14 protein-coding genes are annotated in these 17865 nt (G+C 67.9%); 7 read left to right on the forward strand and 7 right to left on the reverse strand.

The genetic code is table 11. The features are described 5' to 3' along the window. The 3 genes from ACIQ3R_RS05560 to rfbD form a co-directional block, all read right to left on the reverse strand. A partial coding sequence (locus tag ACIQ3R_RS05560) for an adenosine deaminase (RefSeq protein ID WP_397416034.1) occupies positions 1-470 on the reverse strand: 470 nt, incomplete at its 3' end. A 31-nt stretch (positions 471-501) separates the two neighbouring features. Beyond that, positions 502-1194, reverse strand: coding sequence for a class I SAM-dependent methyltransferase (locus tag ACIQ3R_RS05565; RefSeq protein ID WP_397416036.1), 693 nt, complete (start codon positions 1192-1194; stop codon positions 502-504). A 54-nt stretch (positions 1195-1248) separates the two neighbouring features. Next, positions 1249-2133: a dTDP-4-dehydrorhamnose reductase gene (rfbD, locus tag ACIQ3R_RS05570; RefSeq protein ID WP_397416038.1), complete on the reverse strand. Its 885-nt coding sequence runs from the start codon at positions 2131-2133 to the stop codon at positions 1249-1251. Between the two features lie 123 nt (positions 2134-2256). Here rfbD and ACIQ3R_RS05575 point away from each other — a divergent pair, with 123 nt between their 5' ends. Then, positions 2257-3696, forward strand: coding sequence for an MATE family efflux transporter (locus tag ACIQ3R_RS05575; RefSeq protein ID WP_397416040.1), 1440 nt, complete (start codon positions 2257-2259; stop codon positions 3694-3696). Here ACIQ3R_RS05575 and ACIQ3R_RS05580 read toward each other — a convergent pair. Then, on the reverse strand, positions 3677-4930 hold the full coding sequence (locus tag ACIQ3R_RS05580) for a serine hydrolase domain-containing protein (RefSeq protein WP_397416042.1): 1254 nt from the start codon (positions 4928-4930) through the stop codon (positions 3677-3679). The genes ACIQ3R_RS05575 and ACIQ3R_RS05580 overlap by 20 nt on opposite strands. A gap of 61 nt (positions 4931-4991) precedes the next feature. Between ACIQ3R_RS05580 and ACIQ3R_RS05585 the strand changes: the two genes are divergently transcribed. From ACIQ3R_RS05585 to ACIQ3R_RS05610, 6 genes are all read left to right on the forward strand, one after another. Next, positions 4992-5759, forward strand: coding sequence for a crotonase/enoyl-CoA hydratase family protein (locus ACIQ3R_RS05585; RefSeq protein WP_397416044.1), 768 nt, complete (start codon positions 4992-4994; stop codon positions 5757-5759). Positions 5760-5833: 74 nt separating this feature from the next. Further along, positions 5834-7162 carry an acyl-CoA dehydrogenase family protein gene (locus ACIQ3R_RS05590; protein WP_397416046.1) on the forward strand — a complete coding sequence of 443 codons (1329 nt, stop codon included), beginning with the start codon at positions 5834-5836 and terminating at the stop codon, positions 7160-7162. 52 nt (positions 7163-7214) lie between these two features. After that, entirely contained in the window at positions 7215-7799 is a 585-nt protein-coding gene (locus ACIQ3R_RS05595; protein ID WP_397416049.1) for an NADPH-dependent FMN reductase, read from the forward strand. Next, entirely contained in the window at positions 7796-8938 is a 1143-nt protein-coding gene (gene ribB, locus ACIQ3R_RS05600) for a 3,4-dihydroxy-2-butanone-4-phosphate synthase (protein ID WP_397416051.1), read from the forward strand. Before ACIQ3R_RS05595 ends, ribB begins: the two co-directional genes overlap by 4 nt. Before the next feature lie 103 nt (positions 8939-9041). Next, a complete protein-coding gene (locus tag ACIQ3R_RS05605) occupies positions 9042-10829 on the forward strand; it encodes a M10 family metallopeptidase C-terminal domain-containing protein (protein ID WP_397416053.1) in 1788 nt (595 codons plus the stop codon). A 122-nt stretch (positions 10830-10951) separates the two neighbouring features. After that, complete coding sequence (locus tag ACIQ3R_RS05610; protein ID WP_397416055.1) at positions 10952-11605, forward strand: DUF1013 domain-containing protein; 654 nt, start codon at positions 10952-10954, stop codon at positions 11603-11605. Positions 11606-11675: 70 nt separating this feature from the next. Here the strand turns inward: ACIQ3R_RS05610 and trxA are convergent, their stop codons facing one another. The 3 genes from trxA to addB form a co-directional block, all read right to left on the reverse strand. Then, positions 11676-12005 (reverse strand): thioredoxin, encoded by a 330-nt coding sequence (trxA, locus tag ACIQ3R_RS05615; RefSeq protein WP_397416058.1) that lies wholly within the window; start codon positions 12003-12005, stop codon positions 11676-11678. Between the two features lie 78 nt (positions 12006-12083). After that, positions 12084-15566: a double-strand break repair helicase AddA gene (addA, locus tag ACIQ3R_RS05620; RefSeq protein ID WP_397416060.1), complete on the reverse strand. Its 3483-nt coding sequence runs from the start codon at positions 15564-15566 to the stop codon at positions 12084-12086. Then, positions 15563-17865 (reverse strand): double-strand break repair protein AddB (gene addB, locus ACIQ3R_RS05625; protein ID WP_397416062.1); only part of this gene is annotated, 2303 nt, incomplete at its 5' end. The genes addB and addA, both read right to left, overlap by 4 nt.

Here is a 17865-nt window from a genome sequence, read left to right on the forward strand (position 1 = left end):
TCGGCGGCGCGCAGTGTGGCGAAGGCGGCGTCTTCGTCGAGGTGACGCAGGAAACAGAGGATAAGCGATGAGGTGACGCCATGGCGTCGCTCGGCCTCGGCCATGCCAGCCAGCAAGCCCTCGATCGCGACCGAGAAGGGCAAACCTCGGTTCGTGTGGGTCTGGGGATCGAAGAAAAGCTCGACATGCCGGCAGCCATCGGCGGCGACCCGGTCGAAGTAGGCAAGCGCCAGGTCTTCGAAATCCCGCTCGGTCAGGAGCACCCCCGCGCCCTGATAATAGATATCCAGGAAGTCCTGCAGGTTGGCGAACGCATAGGCCGCACGCACCGCTTCGACGCTCGCAAACGGCAGACTCACCCGGTTACGCCGCGCCAGCTCGAACATCAGCTCGGGTTCGAGACTGCCCTCGATATGCAGGTGCAGTTCGGCCTTGGGCAGACCGGCGATGAAGGCCTCGGAGTAGGTCATCCGGGCAGTAGGCCGCGAAGCCTGTCCGGGTTCAAGGCTTGCGGAAGCGAAGCATGAACTGGTCGGTGCGACCACGAACGGCGGGATCGAACACGGACCGCTCAGGCTGGTCACGCGGCTTGGCGGTCAGTGCGCCCTGAGCCTCGAGGCGGAAACCCGCAGCCTCCACCTCGGCGCGCACCCGCGAGGGGTCGATGCGGTGCAGGCGGTCGGGGGCATCGGCGTCGGCGGGTCCGCGGTGGTCGACGATGACATAGAGGCCGCCCGATTTCAGCGCCCGGAACACCGCTGCGTTGAACGCCGCCGATGCGCCCGGCGGGGCGAAGCGGGTATGCAGATCATGGTAGTTTTGGGCCGTGAAGACGAGGTCCAGCAACTCGGGCCCGGCGAACTGCTCGTTGGGTCCGGAAAGGACGATCACATTGCCTAGCGGCGCCGCTTTGGCGTTGGCCTCGGCGTCAGATAGATGGCGCGGCAGTAGGCGGACGATCTCGCTGGGCGGCCAAGCGTAGACTCGGCCCTCCTCGCCCACCGCCGGAGACAGCAGCCGGGTGAAGTATCCGCCGCCTGGGGTGTACTCGCCAACCCTCCAACCCGGCTGGACGCCGGCGAACACCAGAACCTCGGCCGGCCGCCGGGCGGCGTCCTTGGATTGGTCCTCAATTGTGCGGCCGGGCGCCGTCAGGATTCCCGCCAGCGCGGACAGGATCATCAACAGAGTCATGGTCGGGCCTCCTGCCGGAGAGACGCGAGCCGCCGACGCGTTTCGACAGGGCGCCTAGGCGGGCGGCAGTTCCGCGAGGATGTCTTTCAGCGCCTTGCGCCAGTCGCGCGGGTTCACGCCGAAGTCCCGCTGGAGCCGGGTCAGATCCATCGTCGCTCTCAGAGGGCGGCGGGCCGGGGTGACGTACTCGGCGGTGGTGGTGGCCGCGACGTCGGGGGCCTTGTCACCCAGCGCCCCGGCGAAGATCGCCTGCGCGAAGCCGCGCCAGCTGACTTCACCGTCGTTGGCGAAGTGGACGGTTCCGAACAGCGGGTCGCCGGCCGGCGCGGCGGCGAGGCGGGGCGCGAGATCCAGCAGGAAGCCGGCCAGGTCGGCCGCGGAGGTCGGGCGGCCGAGCTGATCGTCCACCACCTTCAGCGGGTTCCCTGCGGCGGCGACCCGCAGCATGGTTTTCACGAAGTTCTTGCCGTGTGGCGAGACCACCCAGCTGGTCCGGACATTGAGCGATCGGGGGTTGGCGGCGGCGACCGCATGCTCGCCAGCCAGCTTCGAGGCGCCGTAGACGTTGAGGGGATTGGTCGGGGCGGTCTCGGGATAGGGCGCGCCGCCGGCGCCGTCGAAGACGTAGTCGGTGGAAATGTTGACGACCGCCGCGCCGACCTGGGCGGCGGCCGCTGCGATCGCGCCTGGGGTCTCAGCATTGATCCGGTGGGCGAGGTCAGCCTCGCGCTCGGCCTGATCCACCGCTGTGTAGGCGGCGGCGATCAGCACAATGTCGGGTCGCGCCGCCACGATGCGAGCGGCGCAGGCGGCAGGATCGGCAAGATCCGCGTCGGCGCGCGAAAGGGCTGTGAGATCGGCGCTGCGCGCAGCGCCCTGGCGGACCAGCTCGACGCCGAGCTGTCCGGTGGTTCCAAACTGGAGGATGCGAAGGCTCATACGCCTCCCATAACGGCGCCCGCGCGTCGCCGAAACCGTCTCCGACCCTTGAACCGGCCCCTAGACCGCTCGTAAAGACGGTATGGGTTTTGGGAGTGCGCCGTGGACGGCCCAGGCGGAGACATGCGAGGCGGCCCTCCCGGCCGACGCTTGCCCGACCTGACCACCGGGCCCATCGGCAAGACGCTGATCCTCTTTGCGCTGCCCGTGATGGGCACCAACATCCTGCAGTCGATCAACGGCTCCACGAACGCCATCTGGGTGAGCCATGTGCTTGGCGAGGCGGCGCTGACCGCGGTCGCCAACTCCAATCAGATCTATTTTCTGATGCTGGGCGCCATGTTCGGCATGAGCATGGCCGCAAACATCATGATCGGCCAGGCCGTGGGCGCCGGCGACCGCGCGATGGCCAGCCGCGTGGTCGGCACCGCGACGCTGTTCTTCATTGCGATCGCCGTGCTGGTGGGAATCGCCGGGTTCACGCTGACCCCGGCTATCCTGGGGGCGATGGGCACGCCGATGGACGCGAGGCCCGACGCCACAGCCTATCTGCGCGTGATCTTCGCGGCGATCCCGATGCTGTTCTTCTTCGCCTTCATGATGATGGCCCAGCGCGGCGCCGGTGATTCCCGCAGCCCGTTCTTCTTCTCGCTGGTGGCGGTCGGCGTGGAAGTGACCCTCAATCCGCTGTTGTTGATGGGCATCGGACCATTTCCCCGTCTCGGCATCGCCGGCTCGGCCTTCGCGACCCTGATCGGCCAGGGCGGCACGCTGATCGTGATGATGATCTGGCTCTATCGACGCCAGAGCCTTCTGGTGCTGACCTGGGACGAGTGGCGCGCATTCCGGCCGGACTGGGCGGTGGTCGGGCGGCTGCTGTTCAAGGGACTGCCCATGGCCTTCCACATGATGGTCGTGTCGCTGGCCGCGGTGACCATGATGAGCATGGTCAACGGCTATGGCTCGATGACCGCAGCGGCCTATGGGGCGGCGGTGCAGGTTTGGACCTATGTGCAGATGCCAGCCATGGCGCTGGGCGCGGCGGTGTCGTCCATGGCCGCCCAGAACGTCGGGGCGGGACGGATGGACCGGGTCGGCCAGATCGCCCGCGTGGGCGTGATCTATGCCGCGATTTTCTCGGCGGTTCCCATCGTGTTGGTCTACCTGCTGGACCCGTTCATCCTCCGAGCCTTCCTGCCGGGCGACAGCCCATCATTGCCGGTAGCGATCCATATCAATTCGATTGTGCTTTGGGGCTTCATCCCCTTCGGCATGGCGTTCATCTACTCTGGAATCGTTCGATCGACGGGCGCCGTCTGGCCGCCGGCCATCGCGATGATCATCGCGCTTTGGGTGTTCCGGGTGCCGCTGGCCAACATCCTGACGCCCTATCTGGGCGCTGACGCGATCTGGATCAGCTTTCCCATCGGCAGCCTGGTGTCGCTGATCCTGGCGGCTGCCTACTATCGCTGGGGCGGATGGCGGAAGTCGCGGATGCTGCCGGCCGGCCCGGCTCGGACCGAAGCCTCCCCGTCGGACGAGATCACCCGTTCGTCTCCATGAGCGCCGAGTAGACCAGCGTCCGGAGTTCACGGCGCACGGGGTAGGTGGACGACGGCAGAAGCTGGGTCATGAACACAGCCGTCACCTGCTCCACCGGATCAACCCAGAAGGCGGTCGACGCAGCGCCACCCCAGTAGAATTCGCCAAGGCTGCAAGGGATCAAGGTCTGCGGCGGGTCGAACACCACCGCGAAGCCCAGGCCGAAGCCGACGCCCGCATTGGTGCTCTCGGAGAACAGGGAGCGCGACATCTGGGTCAGGTCCGTCCCGCCCGGCAGGTGGTTTGAGGCCATCAGCTCGATGGTCTTCGGCGCCAGGATACGCGCGCCGTCCAACTCGCCGCCGTTCAACAGCATGTTGGCGAAGCGCAAGTAGTCTGCGGCGGAGCCCACCAGCCCGCCACCGCCCGATAGCAGGGCCGGCGGCGCCAGGTACTTGCTGGTCTGTGGATCGTCCTGAAGCTTCATTTTCCCGCCCGGCGCGGCGTTGTAGCAGGCGGCGAAGCGGCTTCGCTGGTCGTCACGCACGTGGAAACCCGTCTCGGTCATGCCCAGTGGCCCGAAGATGCGCTCCTGGAACACCTGGTCCAGCGGCTTGCCGGCCAGCACTTCGACGAGATGGCCGCAGACATCGGTGGAAACCGAGTAGTTCCAGGCCTCGCCGGGCGAGAACTCCAGCGGCAGGCGCGACATCCGGTCGATCATACCCGCCAGGTCGTGCTCGCCATGCATGTCTTCCAGGACCAGCTTGCGATAAGCGGCGTCGACATTGGTCCGGTTCTGGAAGCCGTAGGTGAGACCGGAGGTATGGCGAAGCAGGTCGACCACCTGCATCGGCCGGGCCGGCCGGGTGGTGAGGAACGCGGGCTCCACCCCCGCAGCGAAGACGCCCAGGTCCTTCCAGGCCGGGATGTAGCGTTCGACCGGATCATCCAGAGCGATGGCGCCCTCCTCGACGAAGGTCATCAGCGCCACCGAGGTGACCGGCTTGGTCATGGAATAGATGCGATAGACCGTGTCTTCGGTCAGGGCGACGCCGCGCTCCACATCGCGATGGCCGAGTACGGTCTGGTGGACCACCTCGCCCTCACGCGCCAGGACGAACTGAGCGCAGGGCATGCGGCCGGGGGTTATGTACTTGTCGGCCAGGAAGCGGTCGATCCGCGCCAGGCGCTCCTTCGAGAAGCCCTGCTTGCTGGCCTTGCCCATGCTGATCTCCCTGCTGACGTCGGGCATTTGCCCTTGCCTTCCGCGTGGCTGCAAGCGTGAGGATGGGCGAAAGACGAAGGAGATATCCATGTCCACGGTCAGCTACGAGATCGACGGTCGTACGGCTGTCGTGACCATCGAGCGACCTGAACGGCGCAACGCCGTAGACGGCGAGACCGCCCGGCGGCTGTACGAGGCGTTCAAGCGCTTCGACGCCGATGACGCCCTGGATGTGGCGGTGCTGACCGGGCGCGGCGGCTATTTCTGCGCCGGGGCCGACCTCAAGGCGATCAGCACCGGCGGCGGCAATCCTGTGAAAGCAGAGGGGGACTTCGGTCCGATGGGCTGCACGCGGCTGCGACTCGGCAAGCCAGTGATCGCGGCGGTCGAGGGTCCGGCGGTGGCGGGCGGCCTTGAGGTGGCCTGCTGGGCGGACCTGCGCGTGGCGGCCGAAGGTGCGACCTTCGGGGTGTTCTGTCGCCGGTTCGGGGTGCCGCTGATCGATCTCGGCACCGTAAGGCTGCCGCGTCTGATCGGGCACTCGCGCGCCATGGACATGATCCTCACCGGCCGCCCGGTAGACGCGCGGGAGGCGCATTCCATGGGGCTGGCCAACCGCGTAGTCCCGAACGGCCAGGCCCTACCGACCGCCCTGGAGCTTGCCCACCAACTCTCGGCCTTTCCGCAGCTCTGCATGCGCAACGACCGGCTTTCGGCGCTCGAGCAATGGTCTTTGGATTGGGACGAAGCCACGGCGTTCGAGGTCAAGGTCGGCATGGAGACCCTGCAAACCGGATCGGCCGTCGAGGGCGCCACGCGGTTCGCCGCGGGCCAGGGCCGAAGCGGGGCGTTCTGACCCGCCCTTGATCTTTCGCAGCCTGGGTCTAGCGTACCGGAAACACGAAAAACGGCGAGACGGGAGCGACGGCCATGGCTTGGGATTTCGAGACCGATCCGGAGTTTCAGAAGCAGCTCGACTGGATCGAGGATTTCATGCGGGAGGAGGTCGAGCCGATCTCCCACCTCGGCATGGCGGTGTGGGGTTCGGCCGGGCGCGAGAAATTCATCAAGCCGCTGCAGCAGAAGGTAAAGGACCAGGGCCTGTGGGCCTGTCACCTGGGGCCGGAGCTGGGCGGCCAGGGCTTTGGCCAGCTCAAGCTGGCCCTGATGAATGAGAAGCTGGGCCGCAACGGCCTCGCGCCCTCTGTTTTCGGCTGTCAGGCGCCGGACTCGGGCAACGCCGAGATCATCGCCCACTACGGCACCGAGAAGCAGAAAGAGCAGTATCTCTGGCCCCTGCTGAACGGCGAGATCCGCTCGGCCTTTTCGATGAGCGAGCCCACCGGCGGTTCCGATCCGCTGACCTTCACCACGCGTGCGGTGCTGGATGGGAACGAGTGGGTCATCAACGGCGAGAAGTGGTTCTCCACCAATGCCCGCCACGCAAAGGTTCTGGTGCTCTACGCGATCACCGATCCCGACGCGAAGGACCCCTATCGGCGGACCTCGATCTTCCTGGTGCCCACCGATGCCCCGGGCGTCGAGATCATCCGCAACGTCGCGGTGGGCGCGGGCGGCGAGATCGGCGGCGGGAACGAGGCCTATGTCCGCTACAACAACGTACGCCTGCCCTACGACGCGCTGCTGGGCGACCGCGGCGCGGCGTTTGTCATCGCCCAGGTGCGGCTGGGCGGCGGGCGTGTGCACCACGCGATGCGCACCGTCGGCGCCTGCCGCCATGCGCTCGACCTGATGTGCCGCCGGGCCGTGAGCCGCACCACCCGCGACGGGCGGCTCTCAGACCTTCAGATGGTGCAGGAGCAGATCGCCGACAGCTGGATCGCGGTGGAGAGCTTCCGCCTACTGGTGCTGCGCACCGCCTGGCTGATCGACAAGCACAAGGACTACAACAGGGTCCGCAAGGACATCGCCGCCATCAAGGTGGCCATGCCCAAGGTCTATGGCGACGTGGCCCAGAAAGCGGCCCACCTGCATGGCGCGCTGGGCGTCTCCAACGAGATGCCCTTCATGCACATGATCAACTCGGCCATGGTCATGGGCATCGCCGATGGCCCGACCGAGGTGCATAAGGTGACCTTGGCCAAGCAGATCCTGAAGGACTACCAGCCCGACAACGAGCTTTTCCCCGGCTACCACATCCCCAAGCTTCGCGAGGAAGCCCAGAAGCGGTTCCGGTCAGAGCTGGACGAGCTCAAGGCGCACTATGCCGGACGCCGTCGGGAGGGGGCCGGGGCCTGAGGGACCGACCCTGGGCTGGCGTAAGCCGCTTTCCCGCCCTAAGGGTCGAACCATGACCCGAAAACCTCTGATCGTCGGGATCGGCGGCACGATCCGCGCCGGTTCCTCCAGTGAGAAGGCGCTGGTGCGCGCCCTGGCGCGCGCCGAGGCGCTGGGCGCGGAAACGCGACTGCTGGGCGGCGAATTTCTTGGCGGCCTCCCGATCTTCGACCCGCGTCCGGGCGACGTCGGCCCTTCCCAGCAGGCCCTGGCCGAGGCCGTGCGCGCCGCCGATGGGATAATCGTCGCCAGTCCCGGCTATCACGGCTCGATCTCCGGCGTGATCAAGAACGCGCTCGACACGCTGGAGGTGACGCGCGACGACGCGCGGCCATATCTCACGGGTCGGCCGGTGGGCGCCATCATCAGCGCCGATGGCTGGCAGGCGGCCGGAACAACCTTGATGGCGCTGAGGGCGATCATCCATGCCCTGAGAGGCTGGCCGACGCCGTTCGGCGCAGCTCTGAATTCCGGCGGGGCCGGGTTCGATGGCGCCGGACTGCCGCGCGACCCCAAGGACGCCTGGCAGCTCGATACAGTGGCCGAGCAGGTGATGGAGTTCGCCCGAATGACGGCAGACGCGAGGACCTCGGCATGAAGAAGCCCTATCTGGTCGGCGGAACGCCCGATCCCGAAGCTGTCACCGGCGCCATCAGTCCGATCGAGGAGATCATCGCCGACGCCCGCAACGGCAAGCCCTACATCCTCGTCGACGCGGAAGATCGGGAGAACGAGGGCGATGTGATCATCCCGGCCCAGTTCGCCACGCCGGACCAGATCAACTTCATGGCCAAGCACGCGCGCGGCCTGATTTGTCTCTCAATCACCGCCGACCGGGCGCGCCAGCTGCGTCTGCCGCCCATGGCCAGCGACAACCAGTCGGGCCACGGCACCGCCTTCACCGTCTCGATCGAGGCGCGCGAGGGTGTCACCACCGGCATCTCGGCGCATGACCGGGCGCACACCATCGCCGTGGCGGTGGACCCCACCAAGGGCATGGACGACATCGTCTCCCCGGGCCACGTGTTCCCGCTTGTGGCCAAGGATGGCGGCGTGCTGGTCCGCGCCGGCCATACCGAGGCGGCGGTCGACATCAGCCGGATGGCGGGGCTCAACCCGGCCGGGGTGATCTGTGAGATCATGAAGGACGACGGGTCGATGGCCCGGCTGCCCGACCTCGTGGCGTTCGCCCAGCTGCACGGCCTCAAGATCGGCACCATCGCCGACCTGATCGCCTATCGCCGTCGCACCGAGCGCCAAGTGGAACGCGTGCTCGAGACTCCGTTCGAGAGCGCCTATGGCGGCCGCTTCCGTATGGTCATCTACCGCAATTCACTGGATCAGACCGAGCATGCCGTGCTGACCAAGGGCCGGATCGAACCCGACAAGCCGACCTTGGTGCGCATGCACCGGGTGGACCTGGCGACGGACATGCTGGGCGCCGTGGAGGCCCGACGCGACTTTGTGCCCCGCGCGCTGAAGGCGCTGGCCGCCTATGACGGCGCTGGCGTGGCGGTGTTCATCCGCGACTCCAATCCGCACTGGTTGTCCGAACGCTACGGCCAGCCTCAGGCGGACCACACCGCCAATGTGCTGCGGGACTACGGCATCGGCGCGCAGATTCTGCTGGACCTGGGCGTGCGCGACATGCGGCTGCTGACTTCGTCGCAGACGGTGTTGCCGGGATCGGCGGGCTATGGCCTGCGGATTGTCGGCCGCGTGCCGTTCGAAAGTTGATCCAAGCGCCCGCCAGGGACGTACCTGAGGTTGCGGGCGCTCTTGAGGCCCGCACCCGTATCCCCTAGGCTTTTCAAGGGGACGGGGCGTCAAGAGTCTTGAGATGCCGAACGCCGAGTTTGCCGCCGACGCCGCGCTGAACGCGCGACCCTTCGGGATCAATCCCGTCGAGGCCACACGTTGCAGCTGTCCGCTTTGCGCCGGGCTGGCCGCAGACTCCGGCGCCACGACCGAGGGCGCCTCCTATCTCAACGCCAGCGAACGCGCCGGCGCGGTGGTCAACGGCAAACAGAGCTTCACCATCGACCGGGCCGGCTTGCAGTTGACCGGCTTCGACCCTGTGACCATGGCGCCCTATCCCGGCTGGGGCGGCGTGGCCGGGCAGGCCTACACCGTCACCTACGCCTACCGCGCCGCGGCGCCGTTCAACATGCCCAGCGACACGGAAGGGTTCCAACGTTTCAACGCCGCCCAGATCGCGCAGGCGGAACTCGCGATTCTGGCCTGGTCCGACGTCGCCAACATCCGTTTCATCCGCATCGGCTCGGGCACGGAGGGTGACCAGGCCTATTCAAACGAGGCTTCGATCCTGCTGGGGAACTACACCTCGGGCGAACAGGGCTCGTCAGCCTTCGCGAACTATCCAGGCAATCCCTCACCCCTGAGCTCGGCTGGCGATGTCTGGGTGAACATCACAGCCGGCAGCAATGCGTTCCCATCACCCAGCAACTTCGGCGGCCAAGTTCTGGTCCACGAATTGGGCCATTCCATCGGTCTGGCCCACCCCGGCGACTACAATGCCGACGGTGACACCCGGTTCACCTACGCCGAAGATGCCGAATACTATCAGGATAGCCGTCAGTACACGGTGATGAGCTACTTCTCGGAGACCAACACCGGAGCGAACTTCGGCGGCCGGTTCTCATCGGTGCCCCTGCTCGACGACATTCGCGGCGCCCAGATCGAGTACGGCGCCAACATGTCCACCCGGACCGGCGACACGATCTATGGCTTCAACTCGAATTCGGGCCGCGACTGGTTCCTCGCCACGTCGAGCTCAACCCGGTTGATCTTCGCGGTATGGGACGCCGGCGGCAACGACACGTTCGACTTTTCCGGCTATTCGCAGAACCAGACGATCGACCTTCGGGAAGGCCATTTCTCCGACGTCGGCGCCCTTATCGGCAACGTCGCGATCGCCCAGGGCGCGCGGATCGAGAACGCGATCGGCGGCTTCGGCGCCGACACGATCACCGGAAACGCCATGTCCAACGTGCTGCAAGGCAACGGCGGCGCCGACCGGATCCTTGCCGGCGCGGGCGGCGACACCCTCGATGGCGGCGCGGGCAGCAACTTCCTGCGCGGCGAAGATGGAAACGACTCCCTGGCGGGGGGCTCGGTGTTCGACGACATCCACGGCAACGCCGGGGACGACACCGCCTCGGGCGGCTTAGGCGACGACTGGGTGGTTGGCGGCAAGGACAACGACATCCTTTACGGCAACGAGGGCGGCGACCTCGTGCTTGGCAACCTCGGCGATGACACGCTGGTCGGCGGGGTCGGCGACGACGTGGTGCGCGGCGGCCAGGGCAATGACAGTCTGGTGGGCGATGCCGGCGTCGATTTCCTCTCCGGCGATCGGGGCGACGACACCATCAGCGGCGGCCAGGGTGCGGACACCTTCAACGCTTTTGAGGGCTCAGGCCTGGATCGCATCCTCGATTTCAACACCGGCGAGGGCGACCGGGTCATGCTGGCGGCCGGCACGACGTTCACGACCGCCCAGTCGGGCGCGGATACGGTGGTGACAATCGGCGCGGGCGGCGACCGGATCGTGTTGGTCGGCGTACAGCTTTCCAGTCTGCCGGAAGGGTGGATCTTCAACGCCTGAGGTGGAAGAACGAACAATCCCGTTTTCAGCCGCGCGCTTCTTGCCTATATCGTGGAATTCCAACCCGCCCGGCCGAAAGGCCGGGCGCCTTTGTTTCCGGGGCGCGCCCCAGAGGTTCGATCATGACCCAGATCCTGATGCCCAAGGCGACCGCCGTCTGGCTGGTGGACAACACGTCGCTGACCTTCGACCAAATCGCCGAGTTCTGTGAACTGCACCCGCTTGAGGTGAAAGGCATCGCCGACGGCGAAGTGGCGCGGGACATCCGCGGCGCCGATCCCATCGCCAATGGCCAGCTCAACCGTGAGGAACTGGACGCCGCGGAGGCCAATTCGGCCTATCGCATGAAGGCGCAGAAGAGCCGCCATGCCGAACTGCTGAAGCCCGTGAAGAAGGGGCCGCGGTACACGCCGGTCTCCCGCCGCCAGGACCGGCCGGACGCCATCGCCTGGTTCCTGCGCAACCATCCGGAGGTGACGGACAGCCAGATCGCCCGCCTGCTGGGCACCACCAAGGCCACCATCGATCAGGTGCGAAACCGCCAGCACTGGAACTCGGCCAACATCAAGCCGGTCGATCCGGTGACCCTTGGCCTGTCGACCCAACTTGAGCTCGACGCGCTCGTGCGCAAGGCGGCGGACAAGAAGGCCCGCGACGACGCCAAGAAAGGGATCGTTCAGCCGGAAGGCGAGACGCTGCGCCCGGCCTCGGAGACCGGTGTCTTTGAGGACGCTGAGCCCGCCTATGCCGAGGTGGATGACGGCGACGAGGACTGAGCCAAGGCGCGCACCACAAGTTCGACCTGATGGCCCGGACGAGCCGGGCCATCATGATTCGTGTGGGGGCTCAGGCGGCGACGCCGGTCTCGGTGAGCCAATCCAGGATCTTCTGCTTAGGCATGGCGCCGACCTTCATCGACACCATCTGACCGCCGCGGAACAGCATCATGGTCGGAATGCCGCGCACCCCATAGCGCGAGCCGGTGTTGGGGCTCGCCTCGATATCAAGCTTGGCGATGGTCACCTTGCCGACCAGCTCATCCGAGAGCTGCTCAAGGGCCGGGGCGATCTGCTTGCAGGGACCACACCACTCGGCCCAGAAATCCACCACTACGGGGAGCGGGGACTGCAACACAGCAGTCTGGAACGTGTCGTCGGTGACGGGAACCGTGCTCATTGTCGTCTCCTTGTCGCGCCGGGAAAACGATACCGGGCGATCATCGAGCCTTGGATGTAGGCGGCGGCCGGGACAGGATCAACCGCCCTCGGCCAGAGCCGCCAGACTTGCGGCCAGCATGTTTTCTGGAACCACCATCAGTTTGGGACCATCCGTCCACACCAACGCGGCCTCGACTCGGCGACCGGGGAACACCTCGCCCAACACGGCGGCATAAAGCGCCAGCTGACGGATATGGGCGGGATCCGCGTTTGCGACACGGTCGGGCGCCGGGCGGTTGGTCTTGAAGTCCGCGACCAGGACGCGATCGGGAAGCACCACCAGCCGATCAACGCGGCCCGAGAGTTTCAGGCCCGCCGGAAGTCTCGTGGAGGATCCCGCAACCACAGCCTCGGCGCGCGAACCCGGGCCGAACACCTCAGCGAAGCGCGAATCGTTCAGGACCGAAAGGGCGGCGGCGGCCATCTCGGCGCGATGGGCGGCCGAGAGATCGGGCTCGCGGGCGAGCAGGCGCGCAGCGGCCCGGGCGCGGTCGGCGGCCGGGAGCTCCGGCAGCAACTCCAGCAGTCGATGGATCAGTTCGCCGCGCCGGAACCGCCCGAGGCCATCGGTCTCCGCAAGCGGCGAAGGGGCGGGCGACGGTTGCGCTTCGACCGACTCGGACGGAGTCGTGAGGCGGGCGGGCGTCTCCTGCGCAGGGTCGGCATCAACCCAGTCGGGAGGCTGGACCCCGTCCTCCAGGGTGGCGCTCGCGTCGGGCAGGCGCGTCGGATCGGGGCCATAGCGCCGGACATGGCCGGCCGGGCCGTCCAGGTCCCGCACCTCGTCGCCCAGCCCGGTCATGGCGTCGTCCAGCGCCCGCCACCAGCCGCCGATATTCTCCGGTTTGTTGATGTGGCGTCGGCGGCCGCAAAGCACCAGCCGATCGCGGGCGCGAGTCAGCGCCACATAGAGCAGGCGATAGGCCTCATCTTCGGCGCGCCGGTCGCGTTCTCCGCGCGCCTCGGCGGCTGCGGCGCAGTCGTCGGTCTGACGGCGGCTCCAGAGCACGTCGCCATCGGCCGTCTCGAGCAGTGGCGAGGCCTGGCCGCCCTTGGTCCGCACGATGTCCGGCAAGAAGACGATAGGCGCCTCCAGTCCCTTGGCGCCGTGGGCGGTCATCACCCGCACCTGGCCGGAAGGGGCCTCCATCTCACGCTTCACCTCGATCTCAAGCGCAGCGAGCGCGGCGGCCAGGGCCTCGAACTCGGTGACCCCCCGCGCCTCAGCGGCCAGCACCTGCCCCAGGAATTCGTTCAGGGCTTCTTCGGCTTCATCGCCCAGCCGCACGACCAGAGCTCGCCGTAGCGTCCGACCATCGAGGCCGCGATGGGCGAGCACGTTCATATAGGTCTCATAGGGCGCACAGGTCGTGGCCCTTGAGCGCGCGAGATCAAGGACGTCCTTCGCCGCTGACCACGCCGGATTTTGGTCGGCCTTCCGTTCCAGTATCGCCCACAGGCTGGCGTCGCCCCGCCCGTGGGCCAGCTCGAACACGGCCTCGTCGTCCAGGCCGCAGAGCGGCGATTTTAAAAGCGCCGCGAGGGTCAGGTCATCCTGAGGCGCCTGGATGAACCGCGCGAGCGCCAGAAGATCCTGAAAGACGATGTGTTCGGACAGCTTAAGGCGATCGGCGCCGGCGGTCGGCAGTCCGGCGCGCTTGAGCGCCCGCAGGATCTCTTCGAACAGCGCGCCCCGCTTCCGAACGAGGATCAGCACGTCCTGGGGCTGGGCGGCCCGCCAGCCGCCGTTGGGGCCATCGACGTCGAGCGACTTGTCGTAGATCGCGTCGCCCCGCCCGATCAGGTCCGCGATCTCGGTAGCGATCCGTCGCGCCAGGCGCCGATTGGCGCTCTCCTCGTCCTCGACATCCAGCGGCCGCTTCCAGGCCGTGCGCTTCTCGGCCGGCGGCTGGATCTCCAGATCCCAGAGATCGACGCAGCCATGGTGGCTCGTCCGGGTGGCGACGTGCGTGACGGGTTCCGGGGTGGGCCGCTGACGGATGGCCAGCGCCAGGTGGGGCGGCGCGAAGACCGCGTCCACGAAGCGGAGAAGCTCGGGCGTCGATCGCCAGGACTGCAAGAGGTCCACCTGCTCAAGCACCGCGCCGGCGCCCTCGGCCGCCCGCCGCTGGGCCTCGTACTCCCGGAACATCAGGTCTGGCTGGGCGCCCTGAAACGAGTAGATCGACTGCTTCTCGTCGCCCACGACGAACAGTTGACGCGCCGGATCACCCTCGGCGCGAAGACCGGCGCCCGAGAAGAACTCGGCGGTCAGTGCGCGAACGATAGCCCATTGATCCGGCGAGGTGTCCTGCGCCTCGTCGACCAGCACGTGGTCGATCCCGCCATCGAGCTTGTAGAGCACCCAGGCGGCCTGCGGGCGCGTGGCGATCAACGCCTTGGCGCGTTCGACGAGATCGGCGAAGTCGAGTTTGCCCGACAGATCCTTGAGCCTGCGGTAGGCGGTCAGATAGGCGTCGGCCAGGGCGACGACATGGCCGGTGGTGATGGCGACGGACGCGGCGCGGATGCGCTCGACAGCGGCGATCAGACGGTCCTGCTCGGCGCAGACAAACGCCTGCAACTCTGGCGCAGATCGTAATGCCGGGGCCTCCATCAGCCACTTGGTCTTCGTGAAGTCCTTGTTGAGGAGCGTGAACGCCGCATCTTCGAACGCGGGTTCCTGCGCACTGGCGACAAGCAGCATGGACTTGGCGGCGGTCTCATTTCGCACGCCGCCAGCCGCCAGAAGCGTCTCACCCACGCGCCGCCATTGTGAACGATCGAGCCCTGCCGCTGCCGCTGCCGCCTGCGCCTCCGGCGTCGTCGGACCGTTGAATCCGCAGGTCCGCCACACCGCCTGGATCGCGCCCGCCAGGGCGCCTTCGCGATCGAGGTAGTCCGCCAGATATCCCCGCCGCGTCTCGAAGCGCTTGAACATCTGGCCGAAGGCTTCGTAGTCGAGATCGACCGACAGGTGGGCGTAGGCCTCGGCGATCAGGCCGGGTTGATTCAGCGCATGGCGGGCGACGCTCGCGCGGGCCTGGGCCGTCAACCCATGAGCCTCCACATCGTCCAGCACCGAGAAACCGGGCGAGACGCCGGCTTCGATTGGAAAACGACGCAGGAGCTTCTCGCAGAAGGCGTGCAGGGTCTGGATCTTGAGGCCCCCGGGCGTCTCCAGCGCTCGGGCGAACAGGCGCCGCGCCCGGGCGAGATCCTCGATGGGGCCGGCCGACAGCTTGTCGAGCGCCTCGCGCAAGGGCTGATCGGCGAGCACCGACCAGTCGCCCAGGACCTGGAACAGGCGGCGCTGCATCTCGGCCGCCGCGGCCTTGGTGTAGGTCACGCAGAGGATCGCGCCGGGCTCGACGCCGTCCAGCAACAGCCGCGCCACGCGGTCGATCAGCGTCTTGGTCTTGCCGGACCCGGCGTTGGCGGTGACGAAGGCCGAGATCGCCGGGTCGGCGGCGCGGGTCTGTGGGTCGGCGGCGCGGGTCTGTGGGTCGGGCGCGCTCATCCCTCGCCCTCGCCTTCGTCGGCCCCTGTGGACCACTCGGCGACCCGGGCCAGATGATCATAGTCCGAGGCGTAGGTCTTCACGAACTGCGGCGCCGTGCGGGAGCCATAGGTGGCCGTCGGTTCGTCATAGCTGGCGATCAGGTCGTGCAGACCCTCGAGCGCGGCGGCGACCAGAGCCTCGCTCTGTTCGCCGGCCGCACCCCGGATCTCCACCTTGCCGGCGGGCTTTCGACCCCTGACCTCGACATAGGTCAGGTCACCCGGCGCGCGGGGCCCTATACTAATGAATCCGCCGGCCTGGAGGATCGCGCCAGAGAGGGTGAGTTGGGGTGAAAATCCTGTCTCGACCTGTTCCTTGCTGGGCGCCGCGCCGGTCTTGAAGTCCAGGATGTGGGCCCGGCCGTCAGGCAGCACCTCGATCCGGTCGGCCTTGGCGGAAAGGGTGAAGTCGACCCCATTGATCGGGAACGTCCACCTGCCCGAGACTTCCACGTGCAGGGTCCGGCCATCGGCGCGACGCTCGCGTTCCTGTTCCACGACCCAGCGGGCGGCTTCGACGGCCAGCGCCCGCTCGCGCGCCAGGTCTTCCGGCGGCAGCCCGGCGGCGACGAGGGCGTCCACATACAGGCTCTCGAAACGAGCCGCCGCATCATCGGGCAACTCTAACGGCCAACGGCGGGTGAAGGTCTCAAACGCCGCGTGAATTGCGGTGCCGCGCTCGCGGGCGTCGGGGGCCTCATCGGGCCGGCGCATCGGGTAGAGCTTGAGGATGTCCCGCGCCCAAACGGCATAGGGATCGCGCGTCAGGGTCTCGACCCGGGTGACGGCCAGGGCGCGGGGCCGGGCGCTGAGCGGCGGACAGGGCGCGGGACGGATCGGGCGTTGCAGGGCCTCCGGGGCGTCCATCTTTCGCGCCCAGGCCAGAACGTCGGCGCGCTCCGGCAAGGTCTGATGGGCGCCGCGGGCCAGGGTTTCCAGCCGCCAGAGCCAACGGGACTTCACGGCCGGTGAGTCGCCGCGCCGTTCGGCGTCGACCAGGATGACGTCCGGCGCGCAGGCCGCCTGGACAAAGTCATGGGCCGACAGGCCGATGCGCTGTTCCGGCGACGGCAGCCCCAACGCCTTGCGCATCGGACGCGACAGGAACGGATCCTGCGGCGGCGACTGCGGCCAGACGCCGTCTTCCAGGCCTGCCAGGATCACCCGATCGGCGCGGACCATGCGGGCCTCTAGGGCGCCGAGGATCCGCAGGCGCGGGTGGGTGGCCTCGGGGGCCCGGACTGTCTCGGACTCCATCAGCCGACGCAGCAGCTCGCCGAAGGTGCGCGCGTCGGTATCCGGCAACACCTCGCCGTCGCGCATCAGTCCGCCCAGAAGCCTCGACAGGGCCTCGCCCTCGGGGCCGATCCAGGGGTCGCCCGGCCCGCCCTCGCAGAGCGCCTCCAGGACCCGGCAGAGACGCCGGGCGCGCTCGGCGGGCGCGTCGCCATCCTCGGTCAGCGGAGCCAGGACCGCGTCAAGACGGTCGATCAGCATCAGGGCCTCGGGCGAGATCGCCTCGGCCCGAGCCCGAAGCCCGGCGATGTCCCGTGCGCGGGGGCCCCTGAGAACCGCCGGCGTGCGACCCCGCTCGACCTCGAGCGGCTCGGACGATCCCAAACGGACGAACGGATGCTTCAAGATACCCAGCAGCGCCACCGGATCCAGTGGATCCACCGCGGCGCGCGCGACCAGGCCGGCCAGGGCGCCGGCCCGCGACAGCCCCAGCGGCGTCCCGGCGGAACTCTCAGCAACAACGCCCCATCGGGCCAGGCGTGCGGCGACCCGGCGCGCCAGGGCCGCATCAGGGGTTATCAGCGCGGCGGTGCGATCCGGCGTCTCAAGGGCCTCCCGCAGCAGCAGGGCCACGACCGCCGCCGCCTCATCCTCATGGGCGGCTCGGACCCGGCTCAAGCCCGCAAGGCCAATCTCCAGAGCCCCGTCGGCCGCCAGCCGGGTGATCTCCGGAAGCCAGTCAGCCGTGGCGTCGGCAGGTCGCAACGCCTCGTTCATCAGCCGCTGACGCGCAACGCCGACGAGCTCAGTCGAAGCCGAGGCGGGCCAGATCGGGACGTCGCGATGCGCGAGCCCGGCCGAGTCGATCAACCGCTTCAGCGCGCTCTGGGGATGCTGGGGGTCGATGACGGCCCAGGCCGCATCGCCCAGTTCGGTGTCGAGGCCCGGCAGGATCACCGCACCCTTGGGCGCCTTGGCGACCGCGGCCAGCAACGCCCGGGTGGCCGGCGCGCTGCCGGTAG

It is taken from the genome of Phenylobacterium sp. (assembly GCF_044371015.1).
Taxonomy (GTDB): domain Bacteria; phylum Pseudomonadota; class Alphaproteobacteria; order Caulobacterales; family Caulobacteraceae; genus Phenylobacterium.

Bases quoted from the DNA above. Each gene is read 5' to 3' on its own strand.
- ACIQ3R_RS05565 (WP_397416036.1), bottom strand. From the start codon at position 1,194: ATGACTCTGTTGATGATCCTGTCCGCGCTGGCGGGAATCCTGACGGCG.
- rfbD (WP_397416038.1), bottom strand. From the start codon at position 2,133: ATGAGCCTTCGCATCCTCCAGTTTGGAACCACCGGACAGCTCGGCGTC.
- ACIQ3R_RS05575 (WP_397416040.1), top strand. From the start codon at position 2,257: ATGCGAGGCGGCCCTCCCGGCCGACGCTTGCCCGACCTGACCACCGGG.
- ACIQ3R_RS05580 (WP_397416042.1), bottom strand. From the start codon at position 4,930: ATGCCCGACGTCAGCAGGGAGATCAGCATGGGCAAGGCCAGCAAGCAG.
- ACIQ3R_RS05585 (WP_397416044.1), top strand. From the start codon at position 4,992: ATGTCCACGGTCAGCTACGAGATCGACGGTCGTACGGCTGTCGTGACC.
- ACIQ3R_RS05590 (WP_397416046.1), top strand. From the start codon at position 5,834: ATGGCTTGGGATTTCGAGACCGATCCGGAGTTTCAGAAGCAGCTCGAC.
- ACIQ3R_RS05595 (WP_397416049.1), top strand. From the start codon at position 7,215: ATGACCCGAAAACCTCTGATCGTCGGGATCGGCGGCACGATCCGCGCC.
- ribB (WP_397416051.1), top strand. From the start codon at position 7,796: ATGAAGAAGCCCTATCTGGTCGGCGGAACGCCCGATCCCGAAGCTGTC.
- ACIQ3R_RS05605 (WP_397416053.1), top strand. From the start codon at position 9,042: ATGCCGAACGCCGAGTTTGCCGCCGACGCCGCGCTGAACGCGCGACCC.
- ACIQ3R_RS05610 (WP_397416055.1), top strand. From the start codon at position 10,952: ATGACCCAGATCCTGATGCCCAAGGCGACCGCCGTCTGGCTGGTGGAC.
- trxA (WP_397416058.1), bottom strand. From the start codon at position 12,005: ATGAGCACGGTTCCCGTCACCGACGACACGTTCCAGACTGCTGTGTTG.
- addA (WP_397416060.1), bottom strand. From the start codon at position 15,566: ATGAGCGCGCCCGACCCACAGACCCGCGCCGCCGACCCACAGACCCGC.